Genomic DNA, 22,169 nt, shown 5'->3' on the forward strand with positions numbered 1-22,169 from the left:
AGATCGGCAGTTCGTATGGCAGCGCCCATCTGCCCGCGTTGATGATTGGCGAAACCAGCGAGGACATCCAATCTCCCCCCTTGCGGGGGAGATGCCCGGCAGGGCAGAGGGGGGTGCCTCGCGCATCCGTTGGTGCATAACAAATGCACTTCGGACCCCACCTTCTCCTCGCAACCCTTGAAGGCCTCGTCACCTCGGCCGTGCTGGCGTTGACGGCGCTGGGTCTGTCGCTGGTGTTCGGCGTCATGCGTGTCGTCAACGTCGCCCATGGCGAGTTCTTCATGCTGGGCGCCGTGCTTGCCTGGGCGATCACATCGGCAATTGGCGGCCATCCGGCTCTTGGCTTCCTGGCGGCGCTGGTGATCGCGCCGCTGATCGTCGGCGCCATCGCGCTGGTCGCCGAACGGCTGGTGCTGCGCCGGCTCAACTACAACCCGGAAGCCACCATTGTCGCCACCATCGGCATGCTCTACATCATCCAGCAGCTGGCGCTGACCTTCTATGGCCCCGAAGCGCGGCCCGTGGAGCCGCCGTTCAGCTATCGCATCCTTCTGCCGTGGTTCGGCTATTCCGGCTACAAGCTGTCGATCATCGCCGCATCCGCTCTTCTGCTGATCGCGACATGGCTGGTGCTGACGCGCACCAGGATCGGCCTCGTCATGCGTGCCACGCAGTATGACAGCGAGACGGCGCAGGCCTTCGGCATCCCGGTCGGCCGCGTCTATGGCGGCGTTTTCGCGCTCGGCGCCATGCTGGCGGCGATCGCCGCGGTGCTGATCGTGCCGATCAGCCAGGCGCACTATCTGATGGGGCAGGATCCGCTGCTCTTGTCCTTCATCGTCGTCATCATCGGCGGCCTCGGCTCGTTGCGCGGCACGGTCGTCGCCGCCGTGCTGATCGGCCTCTCCGACGGCATCATTTCGATGTTCTTCTCGCCGACGCTGGCCAAGATCATCGCCACGCTGCTGGTCGCCATGGTGCTGGTGTTCCGGCCGCAAGGCCTGTTCGGGACGGCATCGCGATGAGCGAAGCTTCGCCGGCAAAGGCCTATGCGCTGCATCTCGGCGTGATTGCCCTGCTCTTCATGCTGAGCTTCCTCTTGCCGGACTATTACCACGGCCTGCTCGCCCGCATCATGGTGCTGGCAGTCTTCGCCATGGGCTACAACATGCTGTTCGGCTATGTCGGCCTGCTCAGCCTTGGCCATGCGATGTTCTTCGGCGCCGGGCTTTACGGCGCCGGCCTTGCCGTCATCCAGCTCGGCTGGAGCGTGCCTCTGGCGTTCCTCGCCGGCATTGCCTGCGGCGCGGCGTTGGCGCTGGTGATCGGCCTCCTGGCGCTGCGCACCACGGGCGTGGCCTTCATGATCGTCACCATGATGTTCGCGCAGGTGTTTTATCTGGCCATCCTCTATTTCGCGGCCTGGACCGGCGGCGATCAGGGTCAGGTCGTGCCGCAGCCGGCGCGTGTCCTCAATCTCGGCGCCACCTCGCTCGATCTCACCAACCCGACCGTACGCTACATGACGGCGCTCGGCTTGTTTTCGCTCGTGCTGCTGATCACGCTTGCCGTCGTCCGGTCCAGATACGGTCGCGTGCTGATCGCGATCCGGGAGAATGAGGAACGCACGAAGATGCTGGGCTACGACACCTTCTCCAACAAGCTTGCCGCCATTATCGTCTCCGGCACGATCTGCGCGGCGTCCGGCGCCGCCTACGCGCTGCTGTTCGGCTATGTCGGGTCGAGTTTCGCCTCGGTACAGTATTCGATCCTGCCGCTGCTGTGGGTGCTGCTCGGCGGTGCGGCCACAACGCTTGGACCACTGATCGGCACGCTGTTCATGTACTATGTCATCGACGTCACCAGCGGCTACACGTCGGCCTACCTGCTGATCGTCGGCATGGCACTCATTCTGCTGGTGCTGTTTTTCCCGAAAGGCATTCTCGGCACCATCCGCCGGCGCTGGCTTGGATGGCTGCCATGACGCCGCTGCTGACCACCAAGGGCCTGTCGCGCAGCTTCGGCGGCCTGCGTGCGGTCGACAATGTCGACTTCACCCTGATGCCGGGCGAGATCCGCGCCGTCATCGGTCCGAACGGCGCCGGCAAGACAACCTTCGTCAGTCTGATCAGCGGCCGCATCCAGCCATCTTCGGGAGCGATCGTCTTCGACGGTGCCGACATCACCGGCCTGCCGACCTATGCCAGGGTCCGCAGGGGCATCGCCTACACCTTCCAGATCACCAGCGTCTTTGCCAATCTCAGCGTCTATGACAATGTCGCGCTGCCGGTGCAGCTCACGCTCGGCGATCGCCGCTCGAAGGCTGAGCTGCGTGCCGGCGTCATCTCGGCGCTTGAACGTACAGGGCTGGCCGACCGCATCGATATGCCGGCTGGGCAGTTGTCCTACGGCCATCAACGATTGCTCGAAGTGGCGATGGGCCTGGCGCTGAAACCGCGCCTGCTGATCCTCGACGAGCCGACGCAAGGTCTGGCCGACAGCGAGATCGACAACTTCATCGAACTCGTGCGCGACATCGCCAAGAGCGCCACCGTGCTGCTGATCGAGCACAACATGCCGGTCGTGATGCAGCTTGCCGATCGCATCACCGTCTTCAACGCCGGCAGGATCCTGGCCGAGGGCACGCCCGAGGCGATCCGCGAGAACGCTGCGGTTCAGGAAGCCTATCTGGGAACGGCGCCATGACGGAGGCGAGCACGGTCGAAGCGCTGACGATTTCCGGGCTCGATTGCTTCTATGGCGAGGTCCAGGTGCTCTATGGGCTCGACCTGGTGCTGAACAAGGGCGAGGTGCTGTGCCTGTTCGGCCGCAACGGCGCCGGCAAGACGACGACGCTGAAGGCGATCATGGGCCTGGTTCCCGCGCGTGCCGGCTCGATCAGGCTCGCAGGGCAGGAATTGACCGGCCTGCCGGCCCATGAAGTGCCGAAGGCCGGTGTCGCCTACGTGCCGCAGGGCAGGCGCCTGTTCGCCGAGATGACGGTGGCCGAAAACATCGAGATCGGACTGATGGCGCGCGGCAAGGGCAAGGCGACGCGCGAGAACGTTCTCGACCTCTTCCCGCTGCTGCGCCAGCGGCTACGGCAGCGCTCGGGCACCTTGTCCGGCGGCGAGCAGCAGATGCTGGCCATGGCGCGCGCGCTTTGCCTCGAGCCGCAGGTGCTGTTGCTCGACGAGCCGACCGAAGGGTTGATGCCGTCGATGATCGCCAGGATTCGCGAGACGGTGTCGAAGCTGCGCGAGATGGATGTCTCCACCATCCTGGTCGAGCAGCGGGTCGATGCCGTGCTGTCGGTCGCCGATCGTGTTTGCTTCATCGAAAACGGCCGCAACCGCGAGACGGTCGGTGTCGAGGCCCTGCGCGTCGACCCCTCGGCGGTCCGGCGCTATGTCGGCGTGGGTTGATCAACCGAAAAACAGAAAACCCGCGACCAAGAAGGTCGGGACCAGCACCAGCCCGGACCACAGCATGTACCCAAAGAAGCCCGGCATCTTGACGCCGCGATGCCTGGCAATGGCATAGACCATGAAGTTGGGTGCGTTGCCGATATAGGTGTTGGCGCCCATGAACACGGCGCCGGCCGAGATCGCGGCAAGCGTCGAGGCGAACTCCGTCATCAGGTGGCGAGGATCGCCGCCCGCCAGCTCGAAAAACACCAGATAGGTCGGTGCATTGTCGAGGAAGGACGACAATGCACCGGTCAGCCAGAAATAGGCGAGGTCGTTGGGCGTGCCTTGCGCCGAGGTGACGAGCGCGACCAGCGGCGCCAGCGCACCGTTGTGGCCGGCCCTCAAAATGGCGACGACCGGGACGATGCAGATGAAGATGCCGGCGAACAGTTTGGCCACTTCCGCGATCGGACCCCAGTTGAAGCCGTTCGCCTCGCGGTGGCTCTTGTAGGAGAGCGGAAGCGATAGCAGGGCCAGCGCGAGGATGATCGCGTCGCGGACCAGGTTCTGCAGTTCGAGACCGACGCCGAACACGGAAAAACTCACGCCCGGCTTCCACGCCGCCGACAGCAGGATGGCCCCGATCACGCCGGCCAGCAGCGGGAGGTTGGCCAGGCCGCGCAGGCGCACCGTCGTATCGGGTGTCGGATCCTTGATCTTCGGTGCGCCGGCCTCGCGCCGGTGCAGGATGAGGTCGATCGCCAGGAACGCCGCCAGCACGACGACGCCAACGAACAGCGTCTCCCGGTAGAGGTTGGTGGTCGTCCAGAAGAAATCGACGCCGCGCAGGAAGCCAACGAACAGCGGGGGGTCGCCGAGCGGCGTCAGCGAACCGCCAATGTTGGACACCAGGAAAATGAAGAAGATGACGACATGGGCATTGAAAGGCCTGTTGTCGTTGGCGCGCAGGATCGGCCTGATCAGGATCATCGAGGCGCCCGTCGTTCCGATCACCGAGGCCAGCAGCGCCCCGACGATCAGCAGCCCGGCATTGACCAGCGGCGTGCCGTGGATGTTGCCGGCAAGCAGGATGCCGCCTGAAATCGTGTAGAGCGCAAACAGCAGGACAATGAACGACATGTATTCGGTGAGCAGCGCGTGCAGCACCGCCTCGGTTGCCGCGGGAGTACCGAAGGCAATCGCGAGCGGCACGATCACCAGCGCCGCCCACAAGGCCGCGATCTTGCCGTAGTGGTGTTCCCAGACATGGTGGAACAGCAGCGGACCGGTCGCGATCGACAACAGCAGCCCGGCAAAAGGCAGCGCCCACCACAGCGACATCGCGCCGCCAGGCAGGCCGTGCTCTTCGGCCGCGAAGGCCTGGGCTGGCAACAGCATCGCGACGATGAGCGCGCCGCCCGCCCCGGTCGCTATCGGCAAGTATCCCCTTCTACCCCCCACGAGTCAGCCCGAAGTGCGATCTTCGAGCGTCACGCCGGCATCGCGCATCTTCGCCAGCATTGTCTCGAGCGATCCGTTGAGATCGATGCCACGGCAGGCATCGAGCCTGACCGTGGTTCTAAACCCTTGTTTGACCGCGTCCAGCGCCGAGAAGGCGACGCAGAAATCGGTCGCCAGGCCGACCAGGGTCAGTGTGTCGATGCCGCGCTCCCGCAGATAGCCGGCGAGCCCCGTGGGCGTCGCATGATCATTCTCGAAGAAGGCGGAATAGCTGTCGATGGCCGGGCGAAAGCCTTTGCGGATGACGAGTTCGGCCTTGGTCCAGGCAAGTCCGGAATGGAAATCCGAGCCGAGACTGCCCTGGATGCAATGGTCCGGCCAAAGCGTCTGCTGACCATAGGGCATCTCGATCGTCGAATAGGGCTGCGACCCAGGATGGCTGGAGGCGAAGCTGGAATGGCCGGCGGGGTGCCAGTCCTGTGTCAGCACGACATGGTCTGTTCGCCGGACCATGTCATTGACCAGCGGCACGATCTCGTCCCCGCCGGCAACGGCCAGCGCGCCGCCCGGGCAAAAGTCGTTCTGCAGGTCGATGACAACGAGCGCTTCGGCCATGGGCTTCCTTCCTGTCAGGCTGGGGTCGGGCTCCGAACGAGGCACCCGGCGAAAGAAAAAGCCGCTGGCGCGACTGGAGGAGAAACTTGACCAGATGGCGGTCCGCGTCAACCTCCAGCGGCATAACAAATGCGTGGCGATGCCAGCCGGACGGATGCCGGCGCAAACTCTGGCTTTGACAATTTCCGCCGTCTTGATATCATTTGCATACGAATGAATTTGCCGGTCAAAGCCGGTAAAGACTTTCCCTAGGCAAGTGCCTCGGGAGGGCCAGTTTCGGGCAAAGCCCATTTTATCGGGAAGCCCCACCTTATTGGGAAGGCCCACCTTATTGGGAAGGAAAGCGTGATCCGTTACGCGAAACCCACCACGGTCGACGAGGCGCTCGCGCTGCTTGGCGGGGGCGCTTGGCGTATCCTTGCCGGCGGTACGGATTTCTATCCGGCGCAGGGCAGCAAACCGTTTCGTGACAATGTCCTCGACATCAACGGCCTGACAGCGCTGCGCGGTATCGCCGAGACCGGCAGCCACTGGATCATCGGCGCGCGCACGACATGGACCGACATCATCCGCCATCCGTTGCCGCCGGCCTTTGATGCGCTGAAACAGGCCGCGCGGGAAGTGGGTTCACCACAAATCCAGAACGTCGCCTCGGTCGCCGGCAATCTCTGCAACGCCTCGCCGGCCGCCGACGGTGTGCCGGGGCTGCTGGTCCTTGATGCCGAGGTCGAGCTGCGCTCGGCGACGGCGACGCGCCATCTGCCCTTGTCGGCGTTCATCCTCGGCAACCGCCGTACGGCCTTGCGGCCTGGCGAGATGCTGACGGCCATCCACGTGCCGAAGCCCGCCGGCACATCGGCCTTCGTCAAGCTCGGGGCGCGGCGCTATCTCGTTATTTCCATTGCCATGGTGGCGGTGCGTCTGGTTGCCGAGAATGGCACCGTCGCGCAGGCGGCCGTCGCCGTCGGCTCGTGTTCCGCCGTGGCGAGGCGGCTTGCCGGTGTCGAGGCGGCGCTGCGCGGGCTTCCCCTGGACGCCGGGCTTGTTGCCGCGGTCAGGTCTGCGCCGATGGCTGAGCTGCAGCCGATCGCCGACGTGCGCGGCAGCGCCGAATACAGGCTCGACGCGGTGCGCGAAATCGTTGCGCGCGCCGCCCTTGAGGCCGCGGGCAAGCCTACGGACGACAAGGTGGCCGCATGAGCATGGAACGCGCCGATATCGCCTTCGCGGTCAATGGCGCCGCCGTCTCGGTCAACGTGCCGCCGCTGCGCCGGCTGTCCTCGGTGCTACGTGACGAATTGCGGCTGACCGGAACAAAGGTCGGCTGCGACGCCGGCGACTGCGGCGCCTGCACGGTGCTGGTCGACGGCGCTCCCGTCTGCGCCTGCCTGATGTCGGCGGCCTCTGCTTCCGGCACTATGGTGACGACGGTCGAGGGCCTCGCCAATGGGCGCCTGTCGGCGCTGCAAGCCTCGTTCCTGGCGCATGGCGCCGCGCAATGCGGCATCTGCACGCCGGCGCTGCTGGTCGCGGCGTCAGCGCTGCTGGACACGAAACCCAGGCCGACCGAGACCGAGGTGCAGGATGCGTTGGGCGGCATCCTCTGCCGCTGCACCGGCTACCGCAAGATCATCACCGCGGTGATGGAGGCTTCCCTCCAGACCGCGAGCCTGGACTTCCGTCTGCCTCGGTCCGGCCACGCCATCGGCGCGTCGCCGGTCAGGCTCGACGGTGTGCCAAAGGTGACCGGTGCCGAGAAATTCGGCGGCGATTCCTTTCCGGCCGAAGCGCTTGCGGTGCTGGTAATCCGCTCGCCGCATCATCATGCCGGCTTCGCCTTCGGCGACATCGATGGCTGGGCAAGCAGCCATTCCGGTATCACGGGCGTTTTCACGGCAGCCGATATCCCGGGAAAAAACTGTTTCGGCGTTATCGGCCCGTTCGCCGACCAGCCGGCGTTGGCCGAGGGCTTTGCCCGGCTTCGCGGCGAGGCTGTCGCGCTGGTCGCCGGCGAGCGCGAGGCGATCCTAGATCTCGATCTGTCGGATTTCCCTGTCCGCTGGATCGAACTGCCGCATGTTCTCCAGCCCGGCGATGCGCAGGCCGAAGGTGCGGCGCTGATCCATGAAAACCGCCCGGCCAATTTGCTGACCAAGGGCTTCGTCGAACGCGGCGATCCCGAGTCGGCACTTGCCGATGCGGCGTTCACCGCGAGCGATGCGATCGACACCTCCTATGTCGAGCACGCCTATATCGAGCCGGAAGCCGGCTATGCATATCTCGACGGCGACACGCTCGTCGTCGTCGCCTGTACGCAGGCGCCTTACATGGATCGTGACGACACGGCGAAAGTGCTCGGCCTTGCCGTCGACAAGGTGCGCATCGTGCCGACCGCGACCGGCGGTGGCTTTGGCTCCAAGCTCGACGTTTCCCTGCAGCCGCTGATCGGCCTTGTCGCGCTGAAGACCGGGCGGCCAGCGGCCCTCGCCTACACCCGCAACGAATCCATGATGTCGACCACCAAGCGCCATCCGGCGCGGATGAAGGCCTCCGTCGGCGCGGATGCCGAGGGCCATGTCACCGGTATGATCTTCGAAGGCGATTTCAACACCGGCGCCTATGCGAGCTGGGGGCCGACGGTCGCCAACCGCGTGCCGGTGCATGCCTCCGGTCCTTATTTCACGCCGAATTACCGCGCCGAGGGCCGCGCCATCCACACAAATGGGCCGATTGCCGGCGCCTTCCGTGGCTTCGGTGTGCCTCAGGCGACGATCATGCAAGAGACGCTCTATGACGAGCTCGCCGGCAAACTCGGTATCGATCGGCTCGATTTCCGGCTGAAGAACTGCCTTCGGAACGGATCCGAAACGGTTACCGGGCAGGTCCTGGAGTCCGGAGTCGGCATCGCCGAATGCCTCGAAGCGTTGCGACCGCATTGGGCGCGGGCGACAGCCGATGCCGACGCTTTTAACAGCGCCAACCTGGACAGGAAACGCGGCGTCGGCATCGCTTCGTGCTGGTATGGCTGCGGCAACACCTCGCTACCCAATCCGTCGACCATCCGGGTCGGCATCGCGGCTGACGGCGCGGTCATCCTGCATCAGGGCGCGGTCGATATCGGCCAAGGGTCCAACACCGTCATCACGCAGATCTGCGCCGACGCGCTCGGCCTGCCGCTGGAAAAATTCCGGCTGAAGAGCGCCGATACGGCGATCAGTCCCGACGCAGGGAAGACCTCGGCCTCGCGCCAGACCTTCGTCACCGGCAAGGCGGCCGAGAAGGCGGGACGCGCCCTGCGCGAGAAGATCCTGCGCTTTGCCAATGTCTCGGACAAGGCTTCGCTTGAACTGGATGGCCCGGCGATCGTCATCCGCGAAGGCGAGGCGACACGAAGCATCGATCTTGCCGCGCTCGGCGTGGATACGGACGGCTTGGTCTTCCGTGCCGAGGAGACCTACGACCCGCCGACGCTGCCGCTCGATGCCAAGGGCCAGGGCAAACCCTATGCGGTCTATGGCTATGGCGCGCAGATCGCCGAACTTGAGGTCGACCTCAGGCTCGGCACGGTCAGGCTGGTCAGGATCATCGCCGCGCATGACGTCGGCAAGGCGATCAACCCGCTGCTGGTCGAGGGCCAGATCGAGGGCGGTATCGCGCAAGGCATCGGCATGGCACTGATGGAAGAATACATCCCCGGCCGCACCGAGAATTTGCATGACTATCTCATCCCGACCATCGGCGACGTGCCGCCGATCGAGACCATCCTTGTCGAGGTGCCCGATCCCGAAGGGCCGTTCGGCGCCAAGGGCCTGGGCGAGCACGTGCTGATCCCGACGGCGCCGGCGATCCTCAATGCCATTCGCCACGCCACCGGCGTGCTGGTCACCAAAGTGCCGGCAACGCCAAGCCGCATCCTGGCAGCCATCCGCGAGAAGGAGGCACGCGCATGAGCGAGCTTGCCGAGCGTTTCGAAACCCATGATCCCGGCGAAAAGCTGGTGGCGGAAAAGATCCGCTGCGACGCCTGTCCCGTCATGTGCTACATCGCTGACGGACGCACCGGCGCCTGCGACCGCTATGGCAATATCGCGGGCCGCATCGTGCGCATGGACCCGCTGACCATCCTCGACCATGCGGCCGAGACCGGGGCCGCCATTGTCCCCTTTGTCGCCGAGGGCGAGCAGTGGAATGGCGAACTCATCAACACCGGCCGCCGCTTCGTCACCGCAATCGGCGCCGGCACAACCTATCCCGACTACAAGCCCGCTCCCTTCATCGTCAGCCAGGAAGTGGAAGGCGTCGATCTCGTCACCGTGGTGACCGAAGGCATCTTCTCCTATTGCGGCGTCAAGGTGAAGATCGATACCGACCGTCATATCGGACCCGAAACAGCTGTTGTGCGGGCTGAGGGCGAAGCCATCGGCCATGTCACGACGGGAGAATATGGCTCGCAGATGCTGTCGCTGGGCGGCGTGCATCATCTGACCGGCGGCTCCAAGGCGGAAGGCCGCGCCACCTGCGATGCGCTGCTCAACCTGTGCAACCGCAAACCGGTGGAACTCACCATCGACGGCGGCGCCACGGTCATTGTCGAAGCCGGCAAACCACCCGTCATCGACGGCAAGCAGGAACATCGCATGCGCGTCGGCTGCGGCTCGGCCACCATCGGCATGTTCGCCACGCAATGGCGCGGGCTGGTCGACGAGGTGGTGGTGGTCGACGACCACATTACCGGCGTCGTTTCCGAACACCAGGCCGGCAAGGTGCTGGGCTGGCAGGATACCGGGATCAAGATCGTCGGCCGCCGCTCGACACCGGGCCGCTATTTCAAGGTCTCCGAGCCCGGCCTCGGCTGGGGAGGCACCAGCATTTCAGATCCGCTGTCGATCCTCGGCGAATGGAACGCCAAGAAGGGCGCGCGGCCGGGCCTGTCGCTGCTGATGGTTTCGACCACCGGCGAGCAGTTCGCCTATTACGAGCTCGACGACGACTTGAAACCGGTCGAAAAACCGTTTCCGGAGCGGCTGCGAAAATCGGTCCACCTGATCGAGGACAATTGCGAGCCGGCTTTGTGCACCGTGCTGTTCATCGGCGGCGCCGGCGGCTCACTGCGTGCCGGCGTCACCGAAAACCCGGTCAATCTCACCCGTTCCGTGCAAGGCCTGAAAACCTACGTCACCGTCGGCGGCGCGCCGGTCTATGTCTGGCCGGGTGGCGGCATCACGCTGATGGTCGATGTCACCAGGGTTCCGCCAGGCGCCTTCGGCTATGTGCCGACGCCGGCGCTCGTGGCGCCGATCGAGTTCACGCTGCGCCGCGACGACTATGTCAGGCTTGGCGGCTACGAGGCCGAAATCCGCAGCGTCGCGGATATTGTCGCCAAGGGCGGGGAGTACCTCAATCCCCGGCGCGGCACGGGTGCCCTGGCCAGCAATCCATGGCCGCCGCTGGCGCAGTTGCGCCGCGCGGGCTCGGATGGGGCCGGCTGATGGAGGGCCCGCAAGCGCATTGGCTGCAGGATGGCAAGCGGCTGCATCTCAACCATGGGCCGATCGACCTGATCGTCGAGGCCTTTGGCGAGGCTGACGAGTGTCGCGCCGCCTATGCCCAAGCCGTCGCGCGCTTCCAGACGATCCTGATCGAGTTGGTCGAGGAGCTTCCCGAACTGCGCCTCCCGGCATTTTTCTTGGCGCCGCGAACCTTCACCGGCCCGACGGCGCGCCGCATGGAAGCAGCCGTCATGCCCCTGGCGGAATGCTTCATCACGCCGATGGCCGCCGTCGCCGGATCGGTAGCCGACGAAATGCTTGCCGCGTTGCTTGCCGGCCGCAAGCTCGACCGCGCCTATGTCAACAATGGCGGCGACAGTGCCCTTCATCTCGACAAGGCCACGTCGATTGGCTTGGCGGTCGCCGGGACCGGCAACGGCATGGCCGACCGGATCACGATCCGCGCGCAAGATGGGGTGCGTGGTGTCGCAACCAGCGGCTGGCGTGGCCGCTCCTTCTCGCTTGGCATTGCCGATGCCGTCACCGTGCTCGCGCGCACCGGCGCCGAGGCAGATGCGGCGGCGACGCTTATCGCCAACGCCGTCGACCTGCCCGGCAATCCCGCCATCAGGCGCACTCCCGCAAGCGACCTGTCGCCCGACAGCGATCTTGGCGCACGGCTGGTGACACAAGGCGTCGGCACGCTTGCCTCTGGCGAGGTGGCGCGGGCGCTGGACAATGGCCTCGCCGTCGCCGAAGATTTTCGGCGGCGCGGCCTGATTGCCGCATCGGCGCTGTTTCTTGGTGGGGAGGCCCGTATCAGCGGCTCCGTTGCACTCGGCCCGCCCAACAAGCATGAACCGGAGGAAGTTGCCCATGCCTGAGTTTCCGATCCGCAAGATCGCGGTGCTGAGCGAAGAGATTTTTCACGACGGCGGACCGGTCGCGGCGGTGCCGCGCCGGCGTGCCGCCGCCATGGCGGTGGTCAAGAACCCTTTCGCCGGGCGCTATGTCGAGGAGCTGCAGAGCGCCATGGACGATCTGAAGCCGCTCGGCCTGCTGCTTGCCGACCGGCTGATCGCGGCGCTCGGCGGCGACGTGAAACAGATCGACGGCTACGGCAAGGGCGCCATTGTCGGCAGCTCCGGCGAGCTGGAACACGGCGCGCTATGGCATGTACCCGGCGGTTACGCGATGCGCGAGCGGCTGGGCGATGCCAAGGCGATCGTGCCCTCGGCCAAGAAGGTCGGCGCTTTCGGATCAAAGCTCGACGTACCGCTCGGCCACATCAACGCCGCCTATGTGCGCAGCCATTTCGACGCCATGGAGGTCGGCATCAGCGACGGCCCGCGTCCTGACGAGATCCTGTTCTGCCTCGCCATGACCTGCGGCCCGCGCGTCCACAACCGCATGGGTGGCCTCGCTGCGGATGACATAAAAGCCTGGGACGGGCTGCGGTGAGCGGCGAGGACAACCTGCTCAAGCTGGTCGAGACCGAAGAGGCCGACGATCACGACTACCTCCTGCAGGAACAGGTCGGCTTCATCCTGCGCAAGGCGCACCAGCGCCATGTCTCGATCTTCGCCGCCCGTATCGCCGATCTGACGCCGCCGCAATTCGCCGCACTGGCCAAGCTGCGCGATGTCGGCGAGACCTCGCAGAACCAGCTTGGCACGTTGATCGCCATGGATGCCGCGACGGTGAAGGGCGTCATCGACCGGCTGAAGGCGCGTGGCCTGGTCGAGCTGTCCCGGCATGAGGTCGACAAAAGGCGGCTGCTGGTCAATCTGACGGCCGAGGGTCGCGACGCGATCGAGCGGCTGATCCCGCTTGCCCGGGAAATCACACAGGAAACGCTGGCGCCGCTCACGAACAAGGAAATCGCCACCTTCATGAAGCTGCTGGCGAAGCTGGCGTAGAGCGGCGGCGGCGAAGTCCTTTCCTCTCCCCCGATCGACGGGGGAGAGGAAGGTGCCAAGCTGTCCCTCGGACGAAGAACCTGGACCTTGGGCCGGCGCTTATCTCCTGCGAAAACTCACAGGCCGTTGTCCTTCAGCACTTGGGCGGCGTTTTCCTTGGTGATCTTCTGCGTCGGCAAGGTGATGGTCTTTTCCACCTTCTCGCCGTTGAGGAACTTGATCGCCTGGCGCAAGCCTTCCGCGCCTGGGGTGACATAGGTGAAGGTCGCCGTCAGCTCGCCCTTGTTCACCATCTGCACGCCTTCGTTGGGCAGGCCGTCGATGCCGATGAACTTGATGTCCTTCTCGCGGCCGACATCCTTGGCGGCCAGATAGGCGCCGTAGGCCATCGGGTCGTTGTGGCCGTAGACGAGATCGATCTTCTCGTTGGTCTTCAGCGCGTTGGCCATCAGATTGTAGGCCTGGTCCTGCTTCCAGTCACCCGACTGCTGGTCGAGCAAATATTTGATGCCCGGCTCCTTGTCGGTGAATTCATGGAAGCCGTCATGGCGGTCATGCGCCGGCTGGGTGCCCATGCCGCCCCAGATCTCGACGACATTGCCCGCTGCCTTGCCCTTGCCGCCGAGCAGTTCGACGGCGTATTCGCCGGCCGCGCGGCCGATCAGCTTGTTGTCGCCGCCGACGAACTGCGTGTAGTCCTTGGTGTCGACATTGCGGTCGAGCACGAAGACCGGGATCTTGGCGTCGATCGCCTGCTGCACGACGCCGGTCAGGCCGGCGGATTCTTTCGGCGAGACCAGCAGCGCGTCGACTTCCTGGCGGATCAGGTTCTCGACGTCGGCGACCTGTTTCTCCGTCTTGTCCTCGCCGTCGGTGATGATCAGCTCGACCTCCGGATGCTTGGCGGCCTCGGCAATGATGTCCTTGTTGAACTGGGCGCGCCAGGGCTCGATGGTGGTCACCTGCGAAAAGCCGATCTTCCACTTCTTGTCCTGGGCGAAGGCATGGCCGGTGGAGAGCAGTGCCGTGGTGGTCAGCAGTGCCGCGCCGAGTGCGGCAAGCTTCAGCATGTCACGTCGTTTCATTTCTTGTTTCCTCCGAGATTGAGAGACGGTGTCTCTTGCGACGGCCGTTTTGCGGCGGCCGTTTCCTTGTGCGCCGCCCCGGGCAGGCGCAGATAGGCCATGAGATCGCCGGCATTGCGCTCCTGCACGAGCACGGTGCCGATGATGATCATCCCCTTCAGCACCAGCTGAAGGTTCGAATTGATGTTGTGGAGCTGCAATATGTTGGACAGCAGCCCGAAGATCAGCACGCCGCAGAAGGTGCCTGTCAGGCTGCCGCGCCCGCCCATCAGGCTGGTGCCGCCGATGACCACGGCCGCGATGGCGTCGAGTTCCAGCCCGGCGCCGGCATCCGGCTTGCCTTGCCGGTACTGCGCCACGTAGAGCACCGCGGCGATTCCGGCGAGCAGGCCTGATATGGCATAGGTGGCGATCTTGACGCGGCCGGCGGCGATGCCGGAGAGCCTGGCCGCCTCCTCGTTGCCGCCGATCGCATAGACATAGCGGCCGAAGGGCGTGAAGCGCAGCACCGCGCCATAGATGACAATGGCGCCGAGGAAGAACAGGCCGGGCATCGGGATGACGCCGAACACCAGCGAGCGCAGCAGCTCGAAATCGGCGGTTGCGTTGGAACCGGTATAGACCGGCAGCACGGCATTGTTCTGGCCGGCGGTGAGCCGGGCGATGCCGAGCGCCGTCACCATCATTGCCAGCGTGACGATGAACGGCTGCAGCCGCCCGCCAACGATGATGAAACCGTTGATGGCGCCGAACAGCAGGCCGACGCAGGGCGCCACCAGCAGCACGCCGAGAACGCCGAATTTGGGCTCGATCTGCGGCAACAGGTACCACAGCGAAAGACAGCACAGGACGACGCCGACGGTTGCCGGCGTGACCAGCCCGCGAACGGTGTCCAGCCTGACATCGCGAACGGCGGCATCCGCGCCGGCGCGGGACTTCTCCACATTGAGGAAGATGAAGCGCGTGACGACGAAGCCGAGGCACAGCGCGACCAGCGCGACGGTCGGCACGCCGAGCACGACACCGGGCGTCACGCCCGGAACCGTCAGCAGCATGGCGCACACCACCGAGCAGATGGCCATCAGCGAACCGACGGAAAGGTCGATGCCGCCGGTGATGATCACCGCGGTCATGCCGGTGGCGATCAGCCCGGTGGTTGATACCTGTCGGAGCACGTCGAGCAGATTGCCGTAGGAGAGGAAGATGTTGTTGCCCTTGGAACTCACCGGCGAGCCCAGCACGCCGATCAGGAAGATGGCGATCAGGCCCCAGTAGAGCTTGGTGCGGGACAGGAGTTTCAGTGCGGTCATGCAGCGGGTCTCGATAGGGTCCGGCGCGGTGCAGCGAGGCGCATGATCGCCTCCTCGCTCGCCGCGTCGCGCGAAAGGATGCCTGTCTGGCGGCCGTCGGCCATCACCAGGATGCGATCGGAAAGATGCAGCAATTCCGGCAGCTCGGAGCTGATGACGGCGATGGCCAGGCCATCGCGCGCCAGCCGGAAGATGAGGTCGTAGATTTCGCGCTTGGCGCCGACATCGATGCCGCGTGTCGGCTCGTCGAGCAACAGCACCCTGGGCCTGGTCGCCAGCCACTTGCCGATGACGACCTTCTGCTGGTTGCCGCCCGACAGCGTGCCGGCGGGCTGGTCGATGTCGCGGCAGCGTATGCCGAGCGCCTTGACCGCCTGCCGCGCCAGCCCCTGCTCGCCGGCGAGCGAGCGGATGCCGAAGCGCGCCAGCGCGCCGACCAGCGGCAGCGCCACATTGTCCGATATCGAGGCCTGCAGGTGCAGGCCTTGCGTCTTGCGGTCCTCGGTCACCAGCGCGATGCCGAGGCGTCTTGCATCGCGCGGCGAGCGGATATCCACCGGCTGGCCGTCGAGCCGGATCTCACCGCCGACACGGCCGTCGCTCGAGCCGAAGATCGCTTCCATGATCTCGGTGCGGCCTGAGCCCAGCAGCCCGCCAATACCGAGGATTTCTCCGGCGGTCAGATCGAAGCTGACGCCGCTGACCACCTGCCGCCAGCCCTGGCGGTCGGGCTTCGACAGCGACAGGTCGCTGACCGAAAGCACGGTCCTGCCGCCGGGATCCCGCTCACCTTGGGAGGATGCGAGCAGGTCCCGTCCGACCATCGCCGAAATGATGGCGTTTTCGTCGAGTTCGGCCATCGGCCGCGTCAGCACATGGCGTCCGTCACGGAAGACGGTGACGCGATCGGCCAGATGCATCACCTCGTCGATGCGGTGCGAAATGTAGACGATGGCGACGCCGCTATCGGCAAGCTGGCCGATGATGCGGAACAACCGCTGGCATTCGGCCGGCGACAGGGCCGAGGTCGGCTCGTCCATGATCAGGATGCGCGCCGACATCGACAGCGCCTTGGCGATCTCGACCAACTGCTGTTCGCCGACGCGCAAGGCGCCGACGCGAGCGTCCGGATCGAGTTCGATGCCGAGCCGCTGCAGCAGGGCGCTTGCCGCGCGGCTGCTCGCCTTGCGGTCGACGATCAGCCCGGCGATCAGCTTTTCACGGCCGAGAAAGATGTTGTCGGCGACGCTGAGCTCCGGCACCAGGTTGAGTTCCTGGTGGATGATGGCGATGCCGGCATCCTCGGCGTCGCGCACGCCGGCGAAGCCGACCGGCCGGCCATCGACGCTGACCGTGCCTTCATAGCCGGTATAGACGCCGGAGAGGATCTTCATCAGCGTCGATTTGCCAGCGCCGTTCTCGCCCATCAGGGCATGGACCTCGCCGCGTCGCAGTTCGAAGCCGACATCGACGAGCGCGGCGATGCCGCCAAAGCTCTTGGAAATGTGCTCGGCGCTCAGAACGATGTCCGGCCGATCCGATGCCGCATTGCGCGTCGAAGAAGGGGAACTGCTCTCTTGCATGACAATGGCGGCCTCCCTTCCGTCGTCGTCAACTCCAGGCAAACGCTAATCTAAACGTTTCGATAGTGTCAAGCCGATATCAGGTGCCAGAAGTTTGATGCATTTCGATTCTTGCTTAAAAAGACAGGATTCCGTAGGTATTGGCGGCAGAGGGGGGACGAAACGTTTCGAAAATGACAGCGTCAGGGCGAAAAAAACAGCGCAAATCCACCGCGCCCACCATGCTTCACGTGGCGGAGGCCGCGCGTGTCTCGGTCGCCACCGTGTCGGCGCTGATCAACGGCACGGCGACCGTCAGCCCGGAACTCAGCCAGCGTATCGAACAGGCAATCCGCGATATCGGCTACAAGCGCAACGCCATCGCCCGCAGCCTGAAGATGGGCACGACCCGCACCATCGGGCTGACCGTCCCGCACATCACCAACCCATTCTTCACCGCCGTCGTTTCGGTGATCCAGCAGGCCTTCGACCGCGCCGGCTATGCCGTCATGCTGTGCTGCACCGACGAGGATTTGAACACCCAGGACGACCAGATCAGGCTGCTGCTCGACCGCATGGTCGACGGGCTGATCGTGGCGCGCGTCGGTGGCGGCGCGATCCTCGAGCGGATCGTCGTCGACGCCAATGTGCCGGTCGTGTTGCTGGACCGTCTGTGCGAGGGCGTGGACACCGACGCCGTGGTTCTCGACAACGAGCGCGCGGTGTTCGACGCCATCAGCTATCTGATCAATCTCGGCCATCGGCGGATCGGCTACATTACCGGCACCTCGGATATTTCACCCATGCATGACCGGATGACCGGATATTGCGAGGCGCTCCAGGCCGCCGGCTTGCCGGTGGCCGAGGAACTGGTTCGTTCCGGCAATTTCCACGAGATCGACGGCTACAACGCAACCATGCAGCTGCTGTCGCTGCATGACCGGCCAAGCGCCATCTTCTCGGCCAACAACCCGATGGTGATCGGCACGATGAAGGCGATCCGCGACATCGGCCTGTCCTGTCCGGAGGACATTTCGGTAGCATGCTTCGACGATTTTCCCTGGTCCGACGTGTTCCAGCCGCAACTGACGACGGTGGCGCAGCCGGTGCAGGCGATCGGCGAACAGGCGGCCAATCTGCTGCTCGACCGTCTCGCCGGCAACAGGGACGCGCCGCCGCGCAAGCTCGTCCTCAAGGGCCGTTTGATGATCCGCAATTCATGCCGCCCGCTGGGGACAGTGGTGCAGAGCGTGAGCGCCTGAGCATGCCGAAAGTGTGAAGCGGTTTTCGGGCAATTCCCGGGATTTGATCAGGGCGTGAAGACACCGGAACACAGTTCCTGCAGCTTCGAAAAGACGCCTTTGCCGCCGGTGATAATCTGTGTCCCTCTCTGCAGCACTGTCTTCGGATCCGCCTTCAGCACAGTGCCGCCGGCCTCCTCGATCAGCAGCATGCCGGCGAGGCAGTCCCAAGGGTTCATGTGTTCCTCCACATAGCCAAGCAGCCGGCCCGAGGCGACATAGGCAAGCATTAGCGCGCCTGACGCGTTGCGGAAGAAGACGCCGCCCTCGGCCAGGATCTTCTTGATCAGCACGGCGATGTTCTCGGCTTCGGCCCGGTTTGAGAAGCCGGTGCCCACCGAGCCTTCTTGCAAGCTGGTGGCCGCACTCGTTTTGATCGGCCTGCCGTTGACGAAGGCACCGCCGCCCAGCCTGCCATGGAAGGTCTCGCCGGTCGACGGCTCGTGGATGACGCCGACGATCGTCTCGCCATCCCTTGCGCAGGCGATCACCACGCACCAGGCCGGAATGCCGCGTACGAAATTGGCGGTGCCGTCGATGGGGTCTATGACCCAGGCATGGCCGGTCGAGCCGGCGACCGAGGCGTGCTCCTCGCCGATGATGCCGTCTTGCGGATAGTCGGCGGCGATTGCCGCGCGGATGAACAGCTCGACCTCGCGGTCGGCCTGCGAGACCAGGTCCTGATGGCCTTTGCTCTCGATGGTCAGGCTGTCGAGATCGCGGAAATATTTCAGGCCGAGTTCGCCGGCGCGCCGCGCCAGGTTGATGGCAAACTGCTCGCGTCTATCGAGATCATGGGGCAAGGCAAGGCTCGCTGTGGCGAAGGATACCCGCACTTAGCAGAGCATCGACGTCGGCAAAAGCTCCAGGCCGCCTGTTTCAGGCCGCTTGCGACAACGATCTATGCGCCTCGGCCAAAATCTCGAAGGAACGCACGCGAGCGGCGTGGTCTGATATCTGCGCCGTGACCATCAACTCGTCGGCGCCGGTGCGTCGCACGAACGCATCGATGCCTTGCCGGACTGTTTCCGGTGAGCCGACGACGGCGCAGGACAGCGCCTGGCTGAGCATGGACTTGGCCATCGGGTCGAGATCCCGGTCATAGTTCTCGACCGGGGGCGGCAATTTTCCGGGCCTGCCGGTGCGCAGATTGACGAAGGCCTGCTGCAGCGAGGTAAACAGCAGCCGCGCCTCTGCGTCGGTGGGTGCCGCGAAGACGTTGAGGCCGAGCATGACATGCGGCTTTTCGAGCTGCTCCGACGGCTGGAAGCGCGAGCGGTAGATGTCCAGCGCATGATCGAGTTCCGCCGGCGCGAAATGCGAGGCGAAGGCGTAGGGCAGGCCGAGCATGGCGGCGAGCTGCGCGCCGTAGAGGCTCGACCCGAGAATCCAGATCGGCACCGTCTGGCCCTCGCCGGGCACGGCGCGCACACGCTGGCCTTCCTCGGCCGGCAGGAAATAGCCCATCAGCTCTACGACATCCTGCGGGAAATTGTCGGCGCCAGCCTCGAGATTGCGGCGCAGCGCGCGCGCCGTGTTCATGTCGGTGCCGGGAGCGCGACCGAGGCCAAGGTCGATGCGGCCGGGAAACAGGGCGGCGAGCGTGCCGAATTGCTCGGCGATCACCAGCGGCGCATGGTTGGGCAGCATGATGCCGCCGGCGCCGACACGAATGGTTTTGGTGCCGCCGGCGACATGGGCGATGACGACCGATGTGGCCGCGCTGGCGATCCCCGGCATATTGTGATGTTCGGCCAGCCAGTAGCGCTTGTAGCCAAGCCGCTCGGCGTGGCGGGCGAGATCGAGCGAATTGGCGAGCGATTGCGAGGCATCGCTGCCTTCGACGATCGGCGACAGGTCGAGAACGGAAAGTTCGGTCATATACTGGTCTCCACGATCTTCTTCTCGCGCACCTGGGCCTCGAAGGCCTTGCGGTCGGGAATGGTGATGCCGAGCTGGCCTTCCAGCGTGTCGGCAAGTTCGGCGGCGGTGGCGATCTGCTTCTGCTCGGTGCGGCCATCGACGTGATGGATCGATAGGCGATCGCCGCGCAGCGCATAGCGCCGGTCGGGCGCGGCGCGGGCCGCTATGACGGAGGTGAGGAAATGCGATGCCGGGTTGGTCGACAGGAAGTAATTGGCGACGGAATAGTCCACCTCATAGTGCGGCTGCAGGTCGAAGCGATATAGCGAGCGCCAGTCGCCGCCGATCAAGGCCTGCAGGCGGAAATGATCGCCGGCCTCGACGATGCGGAACGTCTCGTGCGGCGTTTTTTGTTCCCGGCCGGGCTTCAGCAGCAGCGGCGCCGTAAGCGTCAGGCCGCCGAATCCGACGTCGGCGATATAGGTGTGGCCGTCAAGCTCGACGCGCAAAAGCATGTGGCTACGCGCCGTGATGGCGTCCTCGCTCTGACCCCAAAGCACACGCGCGGCAAGGCCGCCGACCTTGAAGCCGAGCGCCTTCAGCGCGTGCATGAAGACGAGATTGTGCTCGAAGCAATAGCCGCCACGCCCACCAAGGACGATCTTGCCCTGCAGCGAGGCGACATCCAATCGGACCGGGCGTCCCAGAAACGGATCCATATTCTCGAACGGGATCGCCTGCGGATGCAGGAAATGGAGCGTCTTCAGCGTGTCGAGCGAAGCGTGCCCGGAACCGGCATGGCCGATCCGGGCGAAATAGGCGTCGAGGTCGAAGGGAACGTCGTTCATCGGGAAGGGCACCGGGCACTGATCGGCCGGATATAGGCATTCGATCCCGCCGTCGCAAACCGTGCGCCGGTTATCCGGCTGCCGCGGCGTCCTGCTCGTCGGCTTCGTCCTCAACGACCGCGGTGTGTTGGGCGGCGAGAAAATTGCCGACATGGCTGAGGCTCTCGAAATGATCGCAGAACACCTTGACGACGACCAGCAGCGGCACCGCCATCAGCGCGCCGACGAAGCCCCACAGCCATGACCAGAATGCGATGGCGATGAAGATCGCCACGGCGTTGATCTCGAGCCGCCGCCCGACCACCATCGGCGTCACGAACTGGCCTTCGATGATGTCGCACAAAACCAGGAAAGCAGGCGCCAACAGCGCATAGGCGATCGTGTCGAAGGTGATGAGCGCGATGACGGTGACCAGGACAAGCGTGATCATGGCCCCGACATAGGGCAGGAAATTGAGCAGGGCGGCCGCCGCGCCCCAGACCAACGGATTGGGCATGCCGAGCGCCCACAGGCCGAGGCCGATGACCGTGCCGAGGCCGGTGTTGATGATGGTGACGGTGAGCAGATAGTGCGAGATTTCCCGCTCGACGTCGTAGACGACGCGCAGCGCCCGCTTCTTTTCGGTGAGGCTGGCGAAGGACTGGATGATCTTCTCGTAGAACATTGTGCCCGAGGCGAGCAGGAACAGCGACAGCACGAAGATGATGGTCAGGCTTGTTCCAGCCGACAGGATGTTGCTCGCCGCCGACGAGAAGAAGCCGGACTGCGCTACCGCGACCTTTTGCACACCCGGTTCCTGCGATGTCTCGGTCAGCCCCTCGATCTGGTGCGCGATGTCCATGATCCTCTCGAGCGGCCGTCGCAACTGCGCCAATCGCTCGGTCAGCTGCTGGCCGATGGACGATGTGTTGTTGATGAGATCGATGACAGGCCCACTGAGCACATAGCCGGCGCTTGCGAAGACGAAGATGGACACAAGCACCAGAAGCGTCGCCGAAACCACTTCGGGAATGCCGCGCTTGCGCAGTAGCCGCACGATCGGGGTCAGCGTCAGCGCCAGCAGGAAGGCCAAGATGACCGGCATGAAAAAAGCGCGCGCGAAATAGAGCGCATAGACGGTCATGAACAGGAAGATACCGATGAGCAACGAGCGCATGAGACGCGTATCTGCACGCGCCGCCACTCGCGATTCTTCGGCTTCGGCAACGCCTGCGCCCAAAGCGGTGGGTTCGGCCTTCATCGCGATCCCCTCGGCGGGCACATCACAACTGATGCAATCCGCAGACGGAAACGCCAGCGCGGCTTCA

20 protein-coding genes are annotated in these 22,169 nt (G+C 64.8%); 11 read left to right on the top strand and 9 right to left on the bottom strand.

Features of this window, described 5'->3' with window-relative positions; genetic code table 11:
• Window positions 1-143: 143 nt before the first annotated feature.
• Genes LB516_RS25025 through LB516_RS25040 form a run of 4 tightly spaced genes read left to right on the top strand, consistent with a single transcriptional unit; the run spans window position 144 to window position 3,425 of the window.
• Entirely contained in the window at window positions 144-1,025 is an 882-nt protein-coding gene (locus LB516_RS25025; protein ID WP_224720542.1) for a branched-chain amino acid ABC transporter permease, read from the top strand.
• The gene (locus LB516_RS25030) at window positions 1,022-1,984 is read left to right on the top strand and encodes a branched-chain amino acid ABC transporter permease (RefSeq protein WP_140711747.1); all 963 of its coding nucleotides are present in this window, start codon (window positions 1,022-1,024) and stop codon (window positions 1,982-1,984) included. The genes LB516_RS25025 and LB516_RS25030 overlap by 4 nt, the downstream gene beginning before the upstream one ends.
• Window positions 1,981-2,706 (top strand): ABC transporter ATP-binding protein, encoded by a 726-nt coding sequence (locus LB516_RS25035; protein ID WP_140711745.1) that lies wholly within the window; start codon window positions 1,981-1,983, stop codon window positions 2,704-2,706. Before LB516_RS25030 ends, LB516_RS25035 begins: the two co-directional genes overlap by 4 nt.
• Window positions 2,703-3,425, top strand: coding sequence for an ABC transporter ATP-binding protein (locus LB516_RS25040; RefSeq protein WP_224720543.1), 723 nt, complete (start codon window positions 2,703-2,705; stop codon window positions 3,423-3,425). Before LB516_RS25035 ends, LB516_RS25040 begins: the two co-directional genes overlap by 4 nt.
• Here LB516_RS25040 and LB516_RS25045 read toward each other — a convergent pair whose 3' ends face one another.
• The gene (locus LB516_RS25045; protein ID WP_041163592.1) at window positions 3,426-4,808 is read right to left on the bottom strand and encodes a sodium:proton antiporter; all 1,383 of its coding nucleotides are present in this window, start codon (window positions 4,806-4,808) and stop codon (window positions 3,426-3,428) included. It lies immediately after the preceding gene.
• 66 nt (window positions 4,809-4,874) lie between these two features.
• Window positions 4,875-5,486: a bifunctional nicotinamidase/pyrazinamidase gene (gene pncA / locus LB516_RS25050; protein ID WP_224720544.1), complete on the bottom strand. Its 612-nt coding sequence runs from the start codon at window positions 5,484-5,486 to the stop codon at window positions 4,875-4,877.
• 345 nt (window positions 5,487-5,831) lie between these two features.
• Here pncA and LB516_RS25055 point away from each other — a divergent pair, with 345 nt between their 5' ends.
• Genes LB516_RS25055 through LB516_RS25080 form a run of 6 tightly spaced genes read left to right on the top strand, consistent with a single transcriptional unit; the run spans window position 5,832 to window position 12,893 of the window.
• A complete protein-coding gene (locus tag LB516_RS25055) occupies window positions 5,832-6,686 on the top strand; it encodes an FAD binding domain-containing protein (RefSeq protein WP_224720545.1) in 855 nt (284 codons plus the stop codon).
• Window positions 6,683-9,436 (top strand): molybdopterin-dependent oxidoreductase, encoded by a 2,754-nt coding sequence (locus LB516_RS25060; RefSeq protein ID WP_224720546.1) that lies wholly within the window; start codon window positions 6,683-6,685, stop codon window positions 9,434-9,436. Before LB516_RS25055 ends, LB516_RS25060 begins: the two co-directional genes overlap by 4 nt.
• Complete coding sequence (locus tag LB516_RS25065) at window positions 9,433-10,974, top strand: 6-hydroxynicotinate reductase (protein ID WP_224720547.1); 1,542 nt, start codon at window positions 9,433-9,435, stop codon at window positions 10,972-10,974. The genes LB516_RS25060 and LB516_RS25065 overlap by 4 nt, the downstream gene beginning before the upstream one ends.
• Window positions 10,974-11,858 carry a UPF0280 family protein gene (locus LB516_RS25070; RefSeq protein WP_015314458.1) on the top strand — a complete coding sequence of 295 codons (885 nt, stop codon included), beginning with the start codon at window positions 10,974-10,976 and terminating at the stop codon, window positions 11,856-11,858. Before LB516_RS25065 ends, LB516_RS25070 begins: the two co-directional genes overlap by 1 nt.
• Window positions 11,851-12,435, top strand: coding sequence for an amino acid synthesis family protein (locus LB516_RS25075; protein WP_224720548.1), 585 nt, complete (start codon window positions 11,851-11,853; stop codon window positions 12,433-12,435). Before LB516_RS25070 ends, LB516_RS25075 begins: the two co-directional genes overlap by 8 nt.
• Window positions 12,432-12,893, top strand: coding sequence for a MarR family winged helix-turn-helix transcriptional regulator (locus LB516_RS25080; protein WP_140660160.1), 462 nt, complete (start codon window positions 12,432-12,434; stop codon window positions 12,891-12,893). Before LB516_RS25075 ends, LB516_RS25080 begins: the two co-directional genes overlap by 4 nt.
• Before the next feature lie 116 nt (window positions 12,894-13,009).
• On the opposite strand, the gene LB516_RS25085 is transcribed toward LB516_RS25080, so the two are convergent.
• Genes LB516_RS25085 through LB516_RS25095 form a run of 3 tightly spaced genes read right to left on the bottom strand, consistent with a single transcriptional unit; the run spans window position 13,010 to window position 16,871 of the window.
• Window positions 13,010-13,978, bottom strand: a complete 969-nt coding sequence (locus tag LB516_RS25085; RefSeq protein WP_015314453.1) for a substrate-binding domain-containing protein — start codon at window positions 13,976-13,978, stop codon at window positions 13,010-13,012.
• Window positions 13,975-15,288, bottom strand: coding sequence for an ABC transporter permease (locus LB516_RS25090; protein WP_140660159.1), 1,314 nt, complete (start codon window positions 15,286-15,288; stop codon window positions 13,975-13,977). The genes LB516_RS25085 and LB516_RS25090 overlap by 4 nt, the downstream gene beginning before the upstream one ends.
• Window positions 15,285-16,871, bottom strand: coding sequence for a sugar ABC transporter ATP-binding protein (locus LB516_RS25095; protein ID WP_224720549.1), 1,587 nt, complete (start codon window positions 16,869-16,871; stop codon window positions 15,285-15,287). Before LB516_RS25095 ends, LB516_RS25090 begins: the two co-directional genes overlap by 4 nt.
• Window positions 16,872-17,092: 221 nt before the next feature.
• On the opposite strand from LB516_RS25095, the gene LB516_RS25100 reads away from it, so the two are divergent.
• Window positions 17,093-18,112 carry a LacI family DNA-binding transcriptional regulator gene (locus LB516_RS25100; RefSeq protein ID WP_224720550.1) on the top strand — a complete coding sequence of 340 codons (1,020 nt, stop codon included), beginning with the start codon at window positions 17,093-17,095 and terminating at the stop codon, window positions 18,110-18,112.
• A gap of 47 nt (window positions 18,113-18,159) precedes the next feature.
• Here the strand turns inward: LB516_RS25100 and LB516_RS25105 are convergent, their stop codons facing one another.
• The 4 genes from LB516_RS25105 to LB516_RS25120 form a co-directional block, all read right to left on the bottom strand.
• Window positions 18,160-18,954 carry an inositol monophosphatase family protein gene (locus LB516_RS25105; protein WP_224720551.1) on the bottom strand — a complete coding sequence of 265 codons (795 nt, stop codon included), beginning with the start codon at window positions 18,952-18,954 and terminating at the stop codon, window positions 18,160-18,162.
• A gap of 76 nt (window positions 18,955-19,030) precedes the next feature.
• A complete protein-coding gene (locus LB516_RS25110; RefSeq protein WP_224720552.1) occupies window positions 19,031-20,032 on the bottom strand; it encodes an LLM class flavin-dependent oxidoreductase in 1,002 nt (333 codons plus the stop codon).
• Window positions 20,029-20,862 (bottom strand): arylamine N-acetyltransferase family protein, encoded by an 834-nt coding sequence (locus LB516_RS25115; protein ID WP_224720553.1) that lies wholly within the window; start codon window positions 20,860-20,862, stop codon window positions 20,029-20,031. Before LB516_RS25115 ends, LB516_RS25110 begins: the two co-directional genes overlap by 4 nt.
• A 70-nt stretch (window positions 20,863-20,932) precedes the next feature.
• Window positions 20,933-22,102 carry an AI-2E family transporter gene (locus tag LB516_RS25120; RefSeq protein WP_015314446.1) on the bottom strand — a complete coding sequence of 390 codons (1,170 nt, stop codon included), beginning with the start codon at window positions 22,100-22,102 and terminating at the stop codon, window positions 20,933-20,935.
• Between the last annotated feature and the right edge of the window lie 67 nt (window positions 22,103-22,169).

Origin of the sequence: Mesorhizobium sp. CO1-1-7 (assembly GCF_020164885.1) — a bacterium.
Taxonomy (GTDB): Bacteria; Pseudomonadota; Alphaproteobacteria; order Rhizobiales; family Rhizobiaceae; genus Mesorhizobium; species Mesorhizobium australicum.